The sequence below is a fragment of the Enterococcus sp. DIV0755b genome, from assembly GCF_051713765.1.
Lineage (GTDB): Bacteria > Bacillota > Bacilli > Lactobacillales > Enterococcaceae > Enterococcus_C > Enterococcus_C canintestini.
Genome location: NZ_JBIOQN010000001.1, coordinates 2,332,606 through 2,348,308, shown reverse-complemented (window position 1 = coordinate 2,348,308; position 15,703 = coordinate 2,332,606). Strand labels below are relative to the sequence as shown.

The 15,703-nt window shown below is 35.7% G+C and carries 13 protein-coding genes; 8 read left to right on the top strand and 5 right to left on the bottom strand.

Translation table 11 applies throughout. The features are described from left to right. Window positions 1–33 precede the first annotated feature (33 nt). On the top strand, window positions 34–1,362 hold the full coding sequence (locus tag IGI65_RS11280; protein ID WP_412256585.1) for a family 20 glycosylhydrolase: 1,329 nt from the start codon (window positions 34–36) through the stop codon (window positions 1,360–1,362). Window positions 1,363–1,633: 271 nt separating this feature from the next. Here the strand turns inward: IGI65_RS11280 and IGI65_RS11275 are convergent, their stop codons facing one another. The 4 genes from IGI65_RS11275 to IGI65_RS11260 all read right to left on the bottom strand — a co-directional run bounded on the left by IGI65_RS11275 (window position 1,634) and on the right by IGI65_RS11260 (window position 6,091). Next, the gene (locus IGI65_RS11275; protein ID WP_412256584.1) at window positions 1,634–2,935 is read right to left on the bottom strand and encodes an alpha-L-fucosidase; all 1,302 of its coding nucleotides are present in this window, start codon (window positions 2,933–2,935) and stop codon (window positions 1,634–1,636) included. 26 nt (window positions 2,936–2,961) lie between these two features. Next, complete coding sequence (locus tag IGI65_RS11270) at window positions 2,962–3,468, bottom strand: hypothetical protein (RefSeq protein WP_412256583.1); 507 nt, start codon at window positions 3,466–3,468, stop codon at window positions 2,962–2,964. A 33-nt stretch (window positions 3,469–3,501) separates the two neighbouring features. Next, window positions 3,502–5,379, bottom strand: coding sequence for a beta-N-acetylhexosaminidase (locus tag IGI65_RS11265; protein WP_412256582.1), 1,878 nt, complete (start codon window positions 5,377–5,379; stop codon window positions 3,502–3,504). Window positions 5,380–5,455: 76 nt separating this feature from the next. Continuing rightward, window positions 5,456–6,091 carry a YesL family protein gene (locus IGI65_RS11260; protein ID WP_412256580.1) on the bottom strand — a complete coding sequence of 212 codons (636 nt, stop codon included), beginning with the start codon at window positions 6,089–6,091 and terminating at the stop codon, window positions 5,456–5,458. A gap of 287 nt (window positions 6,092–6,378) precedes the next feature. Between IGI65_RS11260 and IGI65_RS11255 the strand changes: the two genes are divergently transcribed. The 7 genes from IGI65_RS11255 to IGI65_RS11225 all read left to right on the top strand — a co-directional run bounded on the left by IGI65_RS11255 (window position 6,379) and on the right by IGI65_RS11225 (window position 14,660). Then, entirely contained in the window at window positions 6,379–7,722 is a 1,344-nt protein-coding gene (locus IGI65_RS11255; RefSeq protein WP_412256578.1) for an alpha-L-fucosidase, read from the top strand. 87 nt (window positions 7,723–7,809) lie between these two features. Further along, entirely contained in the window at window positions 7,810–8,766 is a 957-nt protein-coding gene (locus IGI65_RS11250) for an ABC transporter permease (protein WP_071865469.1), read from the top strand. A 15-nt stretch (window positions 8,767–8,781) separates the two neighbouring features. Beyond that, the gene (locus tag IGI65_RS11245; RefSeq protein WP_071865470.1) at window positions 8,782–9,690 is read left to right on the top strand and encodes a carbohydrate ABC transporter permease; all 909 of its coding nucleotides are present in this window, start codon (window positions 8,782–8,784) and stop codon (window positions 9,688–9,690) included. Between the two features lie 37 nt (window positions 9,691–9,727). Then, window positions 9,728–11,356: an extracellular solute-binding protein gene (locus tag IGI65_RS11240; protein ID WP_412256575.1), complete on the top strand. Its 1,629-nt coding sequence runs from the start codon at window positions 9,728–9,730 to the stop codon at window positions 11,354–11,356. A gap of 219 nt (window positions 11,357–11,575) precedes the next feature. Further along, a complete protein-coding gene (locus IGI65_RS11235) occupies window positions 11,576–12,961 on the top strand; it encodes a glycoside hydrolase family 1 protein (protein WP_412256573.1) in 1,386 nt (461 codons plus the stop codon). Window positions 12,962–13,057: 96 nt separating this feature from the next. Continuing rightward, window positions 13,058–13,885, top strand: coding sequence for an MBL fold metallo-hydrolase (locus tag IGI65_RS11230; RefSeq protein WP_412256572.1), 828 nt, complete (start codon window positions 13,058–13,060; stop codon window positions 13,883–13,885). A gap of 142 nt (window positions 13,886–14,027) precedes the next feature. Further along, window positions 14,028–14,660 carry a YitT family protein gene (locus IGI65_RS11225; RefSeq protein ID WP_412256571.1) on the top strand — a complete coding sequence of 211 codons (633 nt, stop codon included), beginning with the start codon at window positions 14,028–14,030 and terminating at the stop codon, window positions 14,658–14,660. A gap of 111 nt (window positions 14,661–14,771) precedes the next feature. Here IGI65_RS11225 and yidA read toward each other — a convergent pair whose 3' ends face one another. Continuing rightward, entirely contained in the window at window positions 14,772–15,584 is an 813-nt protein-coding gene (yidA, locus tag IGI65_RS11220; RefSeq protein ID WP_438774189.1) for a sugar-phosphatase, read from the bottom strand. Window positions 15,585–15,703 lie beyond the last annotated feature (119 nt).

The window sequence follows — 15,703 nt, the reverse complement described above, 5'->3', positions numbered from 1 at the left end:
AAAAAGTAAATAGAAATAAAGGAGCTTAATAAAATGATAACAACCAGTAAAAATAGTCTAGCCAATGTGACCAAACGAATTAACTTACTTTGCCAAGAGCTACAAGTGGAAAAACCGAATTTTATTTTTGAACTCACTGATAAGGTCACAGCTGATTTTGAAATTAAAAAAGAAGCAAATGGCATTTATATCAAAGCCCAAGAGGAAAAACAACTTTTTTACGGTGCCACCAAAGTTATGCAATCTCTACTGGTGAAAAGAAACTATAATAGCAGTTACAAAGGGGCGATTGCAGAACGCTGTGTGATGATTGACATGGGGCGCAAATTCTTTTCTTTGGCACATTTAAAACAGTTAATCCGCAGTTTAGCGCTATTTCAATTCACACATCTACAACTCCACTTTTCTGAAAATGAAGGATTTCGGATTGAATCGGAATTGCATCCAGAAGTCGTGTCAAAAGCGCATTTAAAAAAATCAGAAGTAAAAGAAATTATTGCTTATGCAAATTACTTCTTTATTCAAGTTATCCCAGATTTTGATACGCCTGGTCATTTGCAAAAAATTCTGGCCCATTATCCTCAATATCAATTAACGTGTTTTGATGAAGCGGGAAATTTAACCAAAGACAAAAAAGCGTTAAATATCCTTGATCCGGCTGCCGTTAAATTGATTCAAGATTTTTATCGGGAGTATGGAGAGCTATTTGCTGAAAGTTGCTATTTTCATATTGGGGCTGACGAGTTTGTCGATTTTGATCAAATCGAGCGCTATCCGACTTTAAGTGCTTACGCAAAGGAAAAATATGGGATTGATGCCAGTGGGATTGAAGTATTTATCGAATATGTGAATCAAACAATCGACTTTGTGCGTCAATTAGGTTTTATTCCGCGGGTTTGGAATGACGGCTTTTTCCGTTTGAATCGCTCAGAAAAGTTATCTCTATCACCAGACTGCGAAATTTCTTATTGGACGCGCTGGAATCAAAATATGGCACCAGTAGAAACTTTCTTTGAGAAAGGGTATGAAGTTATTAATCATAATGATAACTTTTTTTATTACGTTTTAGGGGAAGCCGCGAGTTATACTTATCCGACTTATGAAAAAATCAGTCAAGATTTTACTTTAACGACATATGCCGGCAATCAAGTAGTCGCTGAACAATACCTTTTACAAACGCCCCAAATTGCTTTAGCTATTTGGTCTGATATTCCGCAATCTAAAACACAAGCAGAAGTTATTGCAGATGTTTTTTATCTGCAAGCTGCGCTCAGTCAAAAAGTATTTGCTGAAGAGCCTTTAAAAAAGACTGATTTTGAGCCACTTTTTGATATTTGGCAACAGTCTTTAAAAGTTGAATAAACGTGTCTAGCTCACAAGTAATAAGCTGGAATTTCCGAAAATTGCTACTCAAATTTTTGCGAAATTTCAACTTATTACCGTAGAGAGTTCGTTTGTGAAACTAGACAATAAGAAAAGTTGAATAAACGCGTTTAACTTGCAAATAGAAGAAATAATTTAATAAATTATTCTTCACATCGCTAAAATTTTTGACATATTTAGTCAGAAGTTGCTTCTTTAACATTGTTTATTCGCAAAAAAAAGCTGTGACAAAAACTTGTCACAGCTTTTTTTAGTCTTTTAATGTGATTTCAATGACTGGAACTAAGACAGGTGGTTTTTCAACCGGCAAAGTAATGACGATATCATCAGGGTCAATGATAGCCTCAGTGGAAGTGATGACTTCGTCTTTGTCAAAACCACGGTAAAAAATTTCTGATCCATCATTTAATAAACGAATAAATGAAACATCTTTTGCTAATCCTTTTAAATGCAGATTGCGATAAGGATAAGAAAAGAGGTGTAAATATAGTTTATTTGCATTTTGCGTATAACGACAATCAAGTGGTGCTTCATAGTTGGCTTGTGTACAGCCGATTATAGCATCCTGATGAAGTCGCATCCAATCCCCGATTTCTCTTAAGCGTAGTGCTGTTTTGTCATCAATTTCGCCCCGCGGATTCGGCCCAATATTCATTAAGAAATTTCCATTTTTAGCAACCGTATCGATTAACATTTTTAATAACATTTCACTTGATTTCCATTCGTAATTATCTCGATCGTAACCCCAAGTGCCGTACATCGTTTGGCAAGCTTCCCACAAGACTGGTTTTCCATCTTTTACAAATGGTTTGTCAGGTTGGAATTGTTCGGGGGTGGTCACGCCTCTGTTTAAACCAAGCCGGTCATTGATTAAAATATGGGGTTGTAACTGTAAGCAAAGTGCCTCTAGTCGCTCACTGTCCCAATCGAATGCGCCTTTACCTTTTGCAAAGCCCCAATCGCGGTGGGCATAAGAAAAATCAAACCAAATATAATCAATTTTTCCATAATCTGTTAGTAATTCTTCGACTTGACCTGCTAAGTAATCTTGATATTTTTTTAGCTGGCGTAATTCATTACTCTTTTGATAGGTTTCGTTATTACGCATTGGATGTAAGCCGTCGATGGGAAAATCTGGATGATGCCAATCAATTAAAGAGTGATAGAGTCCAATTTTAATGCCTACTTTTCGAAAGGCTGGTAAAAGTTCGGCTAAAAAATCTCGTTTAAAAGGTGTATTGGTAACTTTATAATCGGTTAAGTGGGAATCCCACAGCGCAAAACCTTCGTGGTGCTTAGTGGTAAAAACCATGTATTTTACCCCGCAGTCTTTGGCTGCTTGCGCCCATTTTGTAGCATCAAATAAATCGGGATTAAAGTTTTTGAAATATTTTGCTTGATATTCTTTTGGATCGATTTGTTCTTTAGTCATAAACCACTCATGACGTGCTCCAACACTAAATAAACCAAAGTGGATAAATAAGCCAAAGCGATCATGAATAAACCAGCTGGGATCAGGGTAAGTAGTAGGCCAATTGGCAAAATTTGTCATTTTAAGAGAACTCCATTTCTATTATGTTAATCAATGAAATTTGTGTCTGCCATATTTGTTTCTTTAATTTTCCAGCTACCATCTTCTTTGACAAATAAATGCCGTGCTTCTGAGATATGGTTGCGGTATTTTTCTTTTCCTTGATTGATAGTTTTTTGTTGTGCTTTAATTACCATTTGATTTTGTTCTTGCTTGATTACCTCAAAGCTCAACAGTTCGTGATGTAAATCGTAGGAGGCAAAAAATTTATCCATCTCTTTTTTAGTAGCGGCTTGGGCTTTTTTGATTAAAGTATCTGCATAAGCGGTGCTATCTTTAGCATTGGCGGCTTGTAGATTTTGTTGTAACAAGGTTAAGCCTGCTTTTGCCGCTTTTTGGTCCGTAATTTTACCGGTAATTTGGATACTTTCTGTCTTATCTTTTGATGGCGTAATAATCGCTTCTGCTGCCTTTTGATGGGGAAAAACATAGAAGAAAATAACGCCTGACAAGATAATAAGAGTTAAAATCAGTTTGCAATAACTTTTATTCATAACAACACTGCCTTTCTAATTTTTGTAAAATTTTTATACGTCAGATAACTTACTAGCAGAATAGATGCCATAAAAGAGGTTACGGCCAATCGTGCCAGGATCTAATGGATAAGGTCCGTCAAAAGGTAATCTTGGTGCATCTAGTTCTTCAAGCGTGTTAATTTTTCCTGTTACATATTGTTCTATACGCCAAATTGCCGTTTGACAGCGTTTTATTAATCCTGCATAACGCAACTCTAAAATTTCCCAGCCAAAAGGTTTGTACCATTCAAACCATAAATTACGATGGGCCAGATGGAGTTTTTCTAGTGATAAAACCAATTCTTTTAGCTGTAAAATACTCTGTTTCAATTCCTCATCATTGTGATGTTGGTACGCCAAAAGAGTTGCATTATTAATCGTTGCCTTTTTAGCTAAGACGTTTGCAAGTTGCTGGTAGTAAGCAAATAAAGTAGCACTTACGGTGGTTGGCTGAACAGTTTTTAAAGTTCTAGCTAAGTTTTTATACCAGTTTTTTAAATCATAGGGTTGTAAAGTTTCTTCATAAAGCCCAAAAAGCAGATCTTGATAGAGAAGCAATTTACTAACATTGGAACCACCGGGATTATTTTTTGCCACGCCTGGCGTTTGATCAAAGCTATCTAAAAGTAGATAGTCATGGGCTGTTTGCCCATGAAAAAGTTTAAATCGTTTTTCTACTAATTGTTGACTGGTTTTTTTTGTATATTGTGCTTCGGCGAAATACTGAAGACCTAAAAGTGCAGCAATATGTGCTGTCTCCTGGCCGTCGTCACCCCATAACGTAGCGTAGACTTGTTTAATTTGTTGCTTTTTAGCAGCGCTGAGGCCCGCGCTAAGAGTAACAATCGACTTGCCATAGTTTGGCGCTAAGCCATTCCAAGTCCAAACGCCACTTGCAAAAATCACGGGTTTTGCTAATTTTTTGTGATTTTTAAAATTTGTAAGATAATCTTTTTCTTCATGGTGATAATAATCCCAATAGACCATGGCAACGTTTGGGATATTTTGCACCAATTTTTTTTGGAAATGAACTTCAGGATCATAATAGTCTCCAGATTTACTACCAATCCGAAAGAACATATCACTCCACATCATTGCTTCTAAGCCGTATTTTTCGCAAATAGGAATGACTTTATTTAAGTGTTTGGACATAATGCTAAAGGGATCTTCTAAACCATGTTGTTTTAAATAGTGTCCCAGACCTAATTGGTGGGCTTCATCCATACCAATGTGAATTTGTTTTGAGCGAAAAGAATTTGCACAAGTTTTAATCATACTTTCAATCAATAAATAAGTATTTTTATCATCCACTAAAAGAATGTCGGAAGTATCTTTTAGCTTGCGAGCGTAATTCCAACGTAACGGGTTACTAAGATGGGCTAATGTTTGAATCGCTGGAATTAATTCCACCCCCAAAATAGCAGCAAAATCATCTAATTCTTTTAATTCTGCTTGCGTATATCGCCCCCTAAAATGGCCAAAATAAGGATATTCTTCTATTTTATAAGTATCTTCTAAGTACAACATACAACTGTTTAATCCCATTTTTGCGATCAAAGTGAGCATTTTTTTTAATGCAGGCACCGTCATAACTGCATTGCGAGAAAAATCTAATAAGGGACCAATTTTTTCAAAATGAGGCTGTTCTTCATAATTAAAACGCTCGCCACGCTGATTATGCCAAAGGGTGAGGGCGCGAAATAATTGCGGTAAATTACCGTAAATGAAAGTAGCTTTTTGAAAACTGGCATAAATTTGTAAGTGCTCACCTGGTTGTAATTGTAATTGGTAATCACTTTGTTCTTTTGAAGTGAGTTCCCAGTTCAAATTTTTAGCTACAATGTTGCAAAATAGTGGCGAAATACCAGCTCCGCTTAAATGGACTTTCATTTTTTTCCATCCTTTATAAAAATTAAGTTTATTGTTAGGAAGTGTTACATGTACAACATTTTATTTCAAAGTATGACTAGCTTTTGGCGTTACAATTATTTGCTTCAATTTTTTTCATCGCTTGTAAAGAAAACCAGCTAATTGGTAAAAGTAAAAGCGGTACCGCTGCAATTAACATTAAGATGGGAAAAATTGTAGTAATAGCGGTGACAACCGCAATCCCAACACCAATGGCAATCGTTTCAACAATACTTGCAATCATTAAAAAAAAGGCTTGTTTGAAATAATTTAAGCAGCTGAGTTCGTAGCGCAAATAAACGGGAAATAAAAAGACTCCCACCAGTAGTGAAAAAACAAAAAAGATAAGTAAGAAAAGATGAATTAGCTGATTTTGTAGTAATTGACCTGCAACACGAATATCTAACCACAAGACAGCTAAGATAAATGTTTGGATAAAGCCTAAAAGATTAGTCTTTTTAAAGGCGACCTGATAGCTCTTTTTGAAATCTACAAAAAGTTGACTTGAAAATTCTTTAGTTTGGAAAAACTGAAAAAAGAGACTAATAACAGCACTTGTGGCAGGAAAAACGCCTAGCAAAATGCCTCCTTTTAAAACGCCGTACCACCAAAAAAATTGTAGTTTGAATAGTGCAATTAAAAATTCGCCTAAATTATAAGTTGCTTTGATCATACCTTTTTGTTTTTTTTCCATTGTTATGCCTCCATCGTATTAAAAATAGCAAAGTACAATTTTCTTATAAAAAAATGATAGCACTTACAAAGGCTGTAAAATAGAGGTTTATCTAAAATACATGCTGAGGTAAAAACTTACACATTCTACCAAATGCTAAAAAATCAAGCTCTTAAATCAAATTTGCAAAAAGAATGCGTTTACATATCCACTTTTGTTTTACATATTGTTAGCTCTAATATTTACCGCTACATTAAAAGAGAAAAGAGCAAACAAAACTTAAAAACAAAATTGAAAGGAGTATTAACGTGACAGTAATTAGAGGCGATATTGAAGTAGCTAAAAATAGTGATGTCATTGATCATAATATTTATCCTGAAACAGAGATGTTAGAAAAACGATTGGAATGGTTTCAGGATTTGAAATTAGGTGTCATTTTTCATTACGGTCTTTATGCGCAAGCGGGGATTGTTGAATCGTGGCAATTATCGCAAAAAGATGAATGGGCTAGAACGGGGCGCGCGTTTCGGCAAGACTTTAAACAACTGCAACTGGACTATTGGAACTTAATTTCAAAATTTAACCCTACCCAGCTAGATGCCAAAAAGTGGGCGAAAACATGTAAAGAAGCTGGTTTTAAATATTGTATTTTTACGACGAAACATCACGATGGCTTTAATATGTTTAATACAATGGAAAGCGAATATAAAATAGGTGGGAAATTGAGTCCGTTTAAACGCGATATTTTAAAGGAAGTTTTTGAGGCTTTTCGGGCTGAAGAAATGGCAATAGGCGCTTATTATTCCAAAGCAGATTGGTACTCGCCTTTTTATTGGTTAGACGATGAGACGATAAAAGGACGTACGGCAAGTTATGATCCAACAGCGCATCCTGAAATTTGGGCGCGCTATAAAGAATTTGTCCACCGTCAGATTCATGAAATTACCCATAATTATGGAACAGTAGATTTATTGTGGCTTGATGCTGGGTGGTGTGGTCAAGGAAAAGAAGATTTAGATATGGATCAATTGGCTGAAATTGCTCGTGAGCAACAAGAGGAATTGATTATCGTTGATCGCATGATGGGGGGACGGCATGAAAATTATGTTACCCCGGAACGAAAAATTCCAAGCTACGCAGAAATTCCTAATAAGCCATGGGAAAGTAATATTCCGATTGGGAATGATTGGGGATATGTCCCAAGTGACACCTTTAAATCTAGCCAAGAATTAATTGAAACATTTGTAGAAGTAGTAGCCAAAGGTGGCAATTTAATTTTAGGCGTTGGACCTACTCCAGAAGGAACTTTTACTAAAGAAGAAACTGCGATTTTAAATGATATTGGTAATTGGCTTAAAATATATGGTCATGGCATTTATGAAACGCGTGCTAAAGTCGAAGGAAAGATTAGTCCTTGGCAACTAACATACGCTAAAGATGAAAAAAGACATTTCGCTTTTTGCAGTATCAACCAGTTACCAAAAAGAATCTATTTAAATGAAATTAAAGCCCAAATAACCGATCAACTAGTCGATATGAAAACAGGTGTGCAGCTTAAAATTTATCACGAAAATGAAAACGCTTATCTAAATGTGAAAGATATTGAACTACCAAAGGTTGGTATGATAGGAATTGAAATTATCACACATTGAAAAAAATCCACACATTGCTAAGAAAGCGGATACATGATTAGATAAAAACAACAGATCACGATAATCAAAAAACAAGGAGGACTAGAAATGGAATTATCATCAAGAGAGCTTTTAAAAAAGAAGCAAGAGAAGACACGCTGGGAAAAAATAAAATTAAAATTTTATACAGGACGTCAGTTGTACTTATTCGTCTTACCAGCTTTTATCGTCGTCCTTATTTTTTCTTATATTCCGATGTACGGTGTAATCATTGCGTTTAAAGATTTTATTCCTTCATTAGGAATTTGGGGTAGCCCGTGGGTTGGGTTCAAACATTTTCAACGTTTCTTTGAATCGTATTACTTTTGGGATTTACTTAAAAATACGTTAGGGATTAGCTTATATTCTTTAGCAGTTGGCTTTCCTTTACCAATTATTTTGGCTTTAGCTTTAAATGAGCTAAAAGATAGTCGCTTTAAAAAATTCACGCAAACTGTTACATACGCACCGAATTTTATTTCAGTCGTAGTTGTCTGCGGGATGTTAATTGCCTTTTTAACTCCTTCCACCGGGATTATTAACCACTTATTAGACTTTTTAGGTTTTGAGCGAATTGCGTTTATGAATGATCCCCGTTGGTTTAAAACAGTTTATGTTTTATCTGGTGTTTGGCAAGGGACAGGTTGGGGTTCCGTGATTTATCTAGCAGCTTTGTCTGGTGTAGATACACAGCTTCATGAGGCTGCGACAGTGGATGGTGCCACACGTTTACAACGCGTTTTTTATATCAACATTCCGACGATTATTCCGACAATGGTTATTTTACTAATTATGAATGTTGGTAGCTTGATGTCTTTGGGCTATGAAAAAATTCTATTAATGCAAAATGCTTTAAATATGGATTCATCCAATGTTATTGCGACTTTTGTTTACAAACAAGGTCTATTAGATGCCCAATATAGTTATGCATCAGCAGTGGGACTTTTTAATGCCGCAATTAATGCGTTTTTATTAATTGTAGTCAATAAAATATCCCGTAAAGTCAGCGAAACGAGTTTGTGGTAGGAAAGGAGCAAGCAGATGAATACAAAAACTATTAGTGTATCTAAAACAGATCGACTTTTTATGGGCGTCGTCTACTTATTTATTGCCTTAGCACTATTTCTGGTTTTATATCCGTTAATTTATGTTGTAAGTGCCTCAATTTCGAGCCCAACAGCGGTCAATTCCGGTGAAATGTGGTTGTTACCAAAAAATATCACTTGGGAAGGATATAAAACGATTTTAGGTTATGACACGATTTGGCAAGGATATTGGAATACGATTAAATATACCGCCATTGGAACATTTATTAATTTGGCATTAACGCTTCCTTGTGCTTATGCAATGGGGAGACCAGAATTTTACGGTCGTAATTTATTTATGAAATTTTTGATGGTGCCAATGTTTATTGGTGGTGGATTAATTCCAAGTTATTTATTAATTAAAAACTTAGGGATGATTGATACAGTTTGGGCCATTACTTTACCAGGTGCGGTTTCTGTTTACAATATCGCCATTACTAGAACTTTTTTCCAAAGTACCATTCCAAGAGAGATGGAAGAAGCGGCGTTAATTGATGGCTGTACAGATTTTCAATTATTTTTCCGCATTATCTTACCACTTTCCATGCCAATCATTGCCGTAATGGGATTGTTTTGTGGCGTAGCTCATTGGAACAGTTACTTTAGCGCATTGATTTATTTCACTGATAAATCTATGTATCCATTGCAACTTGTTTTAAGAGAAATACTAGTTAATTCTGACATGGCAAAAGAAGGTGCGGCTATGAGTTCTGCGGCGGCTGAAGTGGCCTTTAGTAAACAACAATTAGCAGCCGTGATTAAATACGGCGTCATGATTGTATCGACATTGCCGATTATTATGATTTATCCGTTTTTACAGCGTTACTTTGTGAAGGGCGTAATGGTTGGCTCACTAAAAGGTTAACCGTCAAAATATAAATTTTTTAAAGTGAGGGAATGAAATGAAAAAGAAATATGTGTTAATCGCGTCATTATTAATGGCAACATCTTTATTAGCTGCTTGTGGGAGTAAAGAAGGTTCTGCCACGCAAAAAGAAAATATTAAAGTTGAAGAAAAAGGTATGCCAATTGTTAAAGAGAAAATCAAAATGACGATGATGGCTCCGGGTCTAACTAAAACTGAATGGGAAGATTTAGCCGCAGCCAAAGCTTTAGAAGACTTAACGAATATTGATTTTGACTATATTACACCACCCCAAACCGACTTTGAAACCAAATTAAACTTGGCTTTTGCTTCAGATGAATTACCAGATGTTATCTTTGGTGCAGGATCATCACTATTGAAAAATTCAGTTCAGTCTGATCAAGGGGCACAAGGAAATTTACTAGCTTTAGAAGATTTAATTAAAGAACACGCACCGAATTTAAATAAAATTTTGGAAGAAAATCCAGAATTTAAAAAATCGATTACAGCGCCTGATGGCCATATTTATTCACTACCGCGCTTATATCCTGAAGAAACATCAAATCCGCTTTATATTTCACCACTTTGGTATAACGGAGAATGGTTAGAAAAACTTGGCGTAAAAGAATTACCAAAAAATACAGACGAACTATATACATTATTGAAACGTTTTAAAACAGAAGATCCAAATGGAAATGGCAAACAAGATGAAATTCCATTATCAGATGGTAACAAATTGTTAATTATTCGGACTTGGTTACTACCAGCATTTGGAATGAAGTCACAAACGATTGAAGAACAAGACGGCAAAGTTCGATTTGCTGCGATGTCAAAAGACTATAAAGAATATTTAACTTTTATGAACAAGCTATATTCTGAAGGTTTATTGGATAAAGAAGTCTTCTCGCAATCACCTGATCAATTCCAAGGTAACACTGAAACAGATAAAGTTGGTTTGTTTAGCGCATATGCTTCTTACATGGCTACTGGTAAAAATCCAGCAGATGCTTTAAATGACCCAATGTTCCAACAACTAACTTCTGATATTCAAGATACACCACTAGCACCAGGGCATCCGCGGGTTGGTACCGGTACTTTTGCGATTACTAAAAAATGTCCATCACCTGAAGCTGCAATTCGTTGGGCAGATTACTTGTATACAGAAGAAGGCGCTGATTTAGCTGGTAATGGTCCAGAAGGTGCATTTTGGCAATATGAAACCAATAAAGATGGTGAAAAAGTCCGCGTTTATGTCGGAGAAGATAAACAAAAAATGGAAGAAGATCGCGGTAAAATCGGGATTGACTACGGCTTAGTAACACCAGGTTTACAAAACGACTACGTTACTTCAATTAGAGAAACCGCAGATGCACCAGCTCGTAGCATTTGGTCTGAATTCCAAGAAAAAGAAACTAAAGCAAAAGTAACGCCTTATGAAGAAGTTCCATTCCCAGTTGTGTATATGACTAAAGAAGAAACAGATCAAATTGCAACTACTAGCACTGACATTTTAACTTATGTGGAACAAATGGAAGCCAAATTTATTACCGGTGTGGAAAGCTTAGATAACTGGGATAAATATGTGAAAAATCTAAAAGGCATGGACGTTGATAAATATGTGAAAGTTTATCAACAAGCATACGATCGCTGGGCAAAAGCTGAGTAAAACTTGCAAAAAAAGGTGCTCGGTATAGCAAAATTACCTTTGGTGAAAATCGGATACCCATTTGTCTAACAGAGAGAAACTATTTTTTAAGGAACCTGATTTTGCTAAAAAGTTCTTTTAAAAATGCCGTTTATAGCTAATAAAGGGCTGTGACAAGTCTTTTGTCGCAGCCCTTTTCGATTTGACAACTATTTTTTTACTGATTGAAGGAGGAAAAAAATGTATCAATTTCCAAAAGATTTTTTATGGGGAGCAGCGACTTCTGCGCCACAATCAGAAGGAGCAGCTTTACTTGATGGGAAAAGTCCTTCTACATGGGACAAGTGGTTTGAAATGGAACCGGAACTTTTTTATGAAGGGGTGGGACCAAAAGATACATCCAATACGTATTATTGCTACAAAGAAGACGTCGCTAATATGAAAGCCATGCATTTAAATTCTTTTCGGACCTCAATTGCTTGGACCCGCTTATTACCAGATGGCAAAACATTAAATAAAAAAGCCGTGCGTTTTTATCGCAATTATTTTACCGAATTAATTGAAAATGGCATCGAACCTATTGTAAATTTGTTTCACTTTGATATGCCGTGGTGGCTAATGGAAAAAGGTGGTTGGGAAGCACGAGAATCTGTTGAGCATTTTGCCTATTATGCCCGCGTTGCTTTTGAACAGTTTGGGGATTTAGTAAAAAAATGGGCAACGTTTAATGAACCTCTTGTTCATATTGAATGTGGCTATTTTGGCAATGCGCATTGGCCTAAAGTAAGGGATTTTAAACGGGCTTTACAAGTGGGGTACCACACATTGTTGGCTCATGCCAAAGCTGTTGCTGAATATCGCAAAAGTATTCATGGGGATGGTAAGATTGCAATTATTTTAAATTTATCACCGGTTTATGCCAAAAGTGAAGCAAAAACCGATCAAGAGGCTGCGCAGTGGGCAGATTTACTTTATATTCGTAGCTTTTTAGATGTAGCTGTTTACGGACGATTTCCTAAAGAACTAGTGACGTTATTAAAAGAAGCAGATTTATTACCTGTTACTGCCCAAAATGATAAAGAAATCTTTGCCAATAATACTGTTGATTTTTTAGGTTGTAATTATTATCAACCGTTACGCGTACAAGCACCAAAAAATGCTCATTGTCCTATTACTGAACCGCGGGATTTGTTTAATGGTTATGATTGGCCACAAAAACGAATTAACCCGCATCGCGGTTGGGAAATTTATCCGACTGGGCTATATGATATTGCGATGCGTTTAAAAAATAGTTATCAAAATATTCCGTGGTTTGTTTCTGAAAATGGCATGGGAGTATCTGATGAAGAGCGCTTTACAAATAGTGAAGGGGTAATTGAGGATACGTATCGTATCGCATTTATCAAAGAACATTTAATCGCGTTACAGCGGGCAATTAACGACGGTTCGCCATGTTTTGGCTATCATTTATGGACTTTTGCTGATTGTTGGAGTTGGTTGAACGCTTATAAAAATCGCTATGGTTATTATCGCGTTGAGCTGGATGATCATTTTAAACGAATCCCTAAAAGTTCAAGTTTTTGGATGGCAGATGTGATTTTAAACAATGGCTTTAATCACGAATAGCGAGAATATTTAAGTAAATGTTATTTCTTAGTTAACGAGAAAAGATTCGTTTTTTACATGTTAATGAGATGGTTAAATTAAGGAGTAAAGATAAAGATGAAATTACAATATTTTGGTACCGCAGCAGCTGAAGGGGTACCGGCACTTTATTGCCAGTGTGATTTATGCAAAAAAGCACTCAAAAATGGTGGGAAAGATCTTCGTAGTCGTTGCCAATCACTAGTTGATGATTTTTTAATGATTGATTGGCCAGCAGATAGCTATTGGCACTATTTGACTTATCGTTATGATTTATACCACCTCGAGCATCTATTAATTACCCATAGTCATTCTGATCATTTTTATCCCGAAGATTTGGTGTTGCGTTTAAGTGGCTATGTGAAAAATACGCCAGCAACATTAAACGTATACGGCAATGAAATGGTTGCATCATTTTTAGAGCGTGTCTTTGATTTAGAAGGTTATAAAGAGCAAGAACGCATCCAATTTCATTTGATTCAGGCTTTTGAACCTTTTCAAATTGAAAACTATCAAATTACCCCATTAGTTGCAGATCATGATCCGCGGGAAAATTGTCTCATTTATGCTATTTCTGACGGCTTAAAAAATATGCTTTATGCACATGATACAGGAGAGTTTCCCTTAGCAACATGGGAGTATTTAGCAAAAAATGGTTCCTATTTTGATTATGTCTCACTAGATTGTAATAGCCAAAACAATGATACTATTCATAATCATATGGGCTTTCCTAATAATTTAAGGACAAAAACCCGATTAGCCCAATTAGGCTTAGTGGATGAAAAAACTATTTTTACTTGCAGTCACTTTTCCCATAATAGTCAACTTACTCATGGTGAAATGGAGGCGTTAGTTGCATCTGCAGGGTTTCAGGTAGCATATGATGGTTATGAGGTAATTTTTTAAGGTTAGATAGATAATGTGGAAAAAAGATAAGCTCGATATGAACAAGAAGAGTCAGGAAAATAGAGCGGCTAAAAAATGATCAAAATGTAGCTGTCTTCCTTTAATTAAGAAGCGTTTATCTAAGAGTAGAAAGTGAGTGCAGATGCAAGAAAGTGTGTTATTCAAAAGCGAATGGAGAAAAATCAGTAAAATTTTGTTTGGCAATAGTTTACTGGCAATCGCCTATGCAAAATGGATGGTTCCCCACAAAATTATTAATGGCGGCGTCACGAGTTTAGCCTTGGTTTGTAGTAAATTACTGGGAATAAATCACGTCTTTTTAACGAATTTGATCACAGTATTGTTGTTAATTTTATGTTTTTGTTATTTGGGTAAAGAATTATTAGTTAAATCGTTTTTTAGTAGTATTTGTTACCTTAGCTTTTTCTCCTTTTTTTCAAATTTGCCACTGCGTTTATCCGTAAATTTTATCGTCGATTTTAGTTTGGCGTGTCTTTTTATTGCAGCAGGATATTACTTTTGTTTGTCCGCTGCAGCATCGACAGTTGGAATGGATGTTGTTGCTTTAATTATTCAACAAAAAAGACCAAAATTTCAATTAGCGACCATTATCCGTAATTTAAATTTTGCCGTTTTATTATTAGGTTTTCTCGTTTATGGAAGCAAATCCGTTTTAATCGGTGTTGTCTTTAGTTTTTGCTATGCTTTTTTATTAGCAAAATTTTTGAAACCCAAAGAAAAGTTTAAAGCGTCTAAAAATTATCAAAACAACTAAAAATACGACCAGAAAACATCATTTGTTTTTTGGTCGTGTTTTTTTATAGTTTATTGCCTGTAAAGCTATTACTTTTTTAATGGTGTTTAATAACGGAGGGAACATTTTTTATTAGCAGAATTTTTCGATAGCTTCTTTAACCCCGTCTTCGTCGTTTGAAGCCGTGGTAATATAGTCAGCAACGGCTTTAGTTTTTTCCACGGCGTTTTGCATGGCAACGCCAATTCCAGCGTATTCCAACATTGCCATATCATTTTCATTATCGCCAATTGCCATTACTTCTGCCTGTTCAATCGCTAAGTGTTCGGCCAGTTTTTTTAAGGCAATGCCTTTATTGGCACCTTTGTGTAAGATTTCCAAATAAAAAGGAGCACTTTTTACAATATTATATTGTTCTTTAAATTCAGCTGGTAGTTGGGTAATGGCATGATCTAAAATTTCGGGTTCATCAATCATCATCATTTTAATCATTTCGTAATCGTTATGGATCATTTCATCGGAAGTACGATATTTAATGGGCATGTGAACCAACGTTGATTCGTGAACCGTATATGGACTGATATTGCGATTGGCTGTGAAAATGGCATCGACACCTGAAACATGGAAATGGACGCCTAATTTTTGAGCGATGTAATTGATTTTTAAATAATCATTTTTCGTTAAGTTGGCTGAAAAAACAGTGTGTTGGGTAGCGACGTTTTGCACCAACGAACCGTTATAGGTAATCACATAATCATCAGCACTTAATAAATCTAATGCCTTTAAATACTCTGTTACACCAGGAAGGGGACGACCGGTACATAAAACGATGCGGATACCCTTTTGTTTGGCTTCTTGTAGTGCTTTTTTGACGCCTTCACTTAATTGACCAGCACTATCGAGTAAAGTGCCGTCAATATCAATTGCAACTAGTTTGATACTCATGAAAATCCTCCTAAAATGAATCACTTTATTTATTTTTGCTACTGAAATTGTCTTAAAGTGACAAGATACGTGTTCTATTCTACTAAAAGAAAACTCCCTTTTCTAGTAGTGAAGTAAAG

What these genes read in the sequence shown, in the direction of transcription:
- IGI65_RS11230 (WP_412256572.1), top strand. Translation starts at nt 13,058, where the DNA reads ATGAAATTACAATATTTTGGTACCGCAGCAGCTGAAGGGGTACCGGCA.
- IGI65_RS11240 (WP_412256575.1), top strand. Translation starts at nt 9,728, where the DNA reads ATGAAAAAGAAATATGTGTTAATCGCGTCATTATTAATGGCAACATCT.
- IGI65_RS11265 (WP_412256582.1), bottom strand. Translation starts at nt 5,379, where the DNA reads ATGAAAGTCCATTTAAGCGGAGCTGGTATTTCGCCACTATTTTGCAAC.
- IGI65_RS11270 (WP_412256583.1), bottom strand. Translation starts at nt 3,468, where the DNA reads ATGAATAAAAGTTATTGCAAACTGATTTTAACTCTTATTATCTTGTCA.
- IGI65_RS11250 (WP_071865469.1), top strand. Translation starts at nt 7,810, where the DNA reads ATGGAATTATCATCAAGAGAGCTTTTAAAAAAGAAGCAAGAGAAGACA.
- IGI65_RS11245 (WP_071865470.1), top strand. Translation starts at nt 8,782, where the DNA reads ATGAATACAAAAACTATTAGTGTATCTAAAACAGATCGACTTTTTATG.
- IGI65_RS11225 (WP_412256571.1), top strand. Translation starts at nt 14,028, where the DNA reads ATGCAAGAAAGTGTGTTATTCAAAAGCGAATGGAGAAAAATCAGTAAA.
- IGI65_RS11275 (WP_412256584.1), bottom strand. Translation starts at nt 2,935, where the DNA reads ATGACAAATTTTGCCAATTGGCCTACTACTTACCCTGATCCCAGCTGG.
- IGI65_RS11280 (WP_412256585.1), top strand. Translation starts at nt 34, where the DNA reads ATGATAACAACCAGTAAAAATAGTCTAGCCAATGTGACCAAACGAATT.
- yidA (WP_438774189.1), bottom strand. Translation starts at nt 15,584, where the DNA reads ATGAGTATCAAACTAGTTGCAATTGATATTGACGGCACTTTACTCGAT.
- IGI65_RS11260 (WP_412256580.1), bottom strand. Translation starts at nt 6,091, where the DNA reads ATGGAAAAAAAACAAAAAGGTATGATCAAAGCAACTTATAATTTAGGC.
- IGI65_RS11235 (WP_412256573.1), top strand. Translation starts at nt 11,576, where the DNA reads ATGTATCAATTTCCAAAAGATTTTTTATGGGGAGCAGCGACTTCTGCG.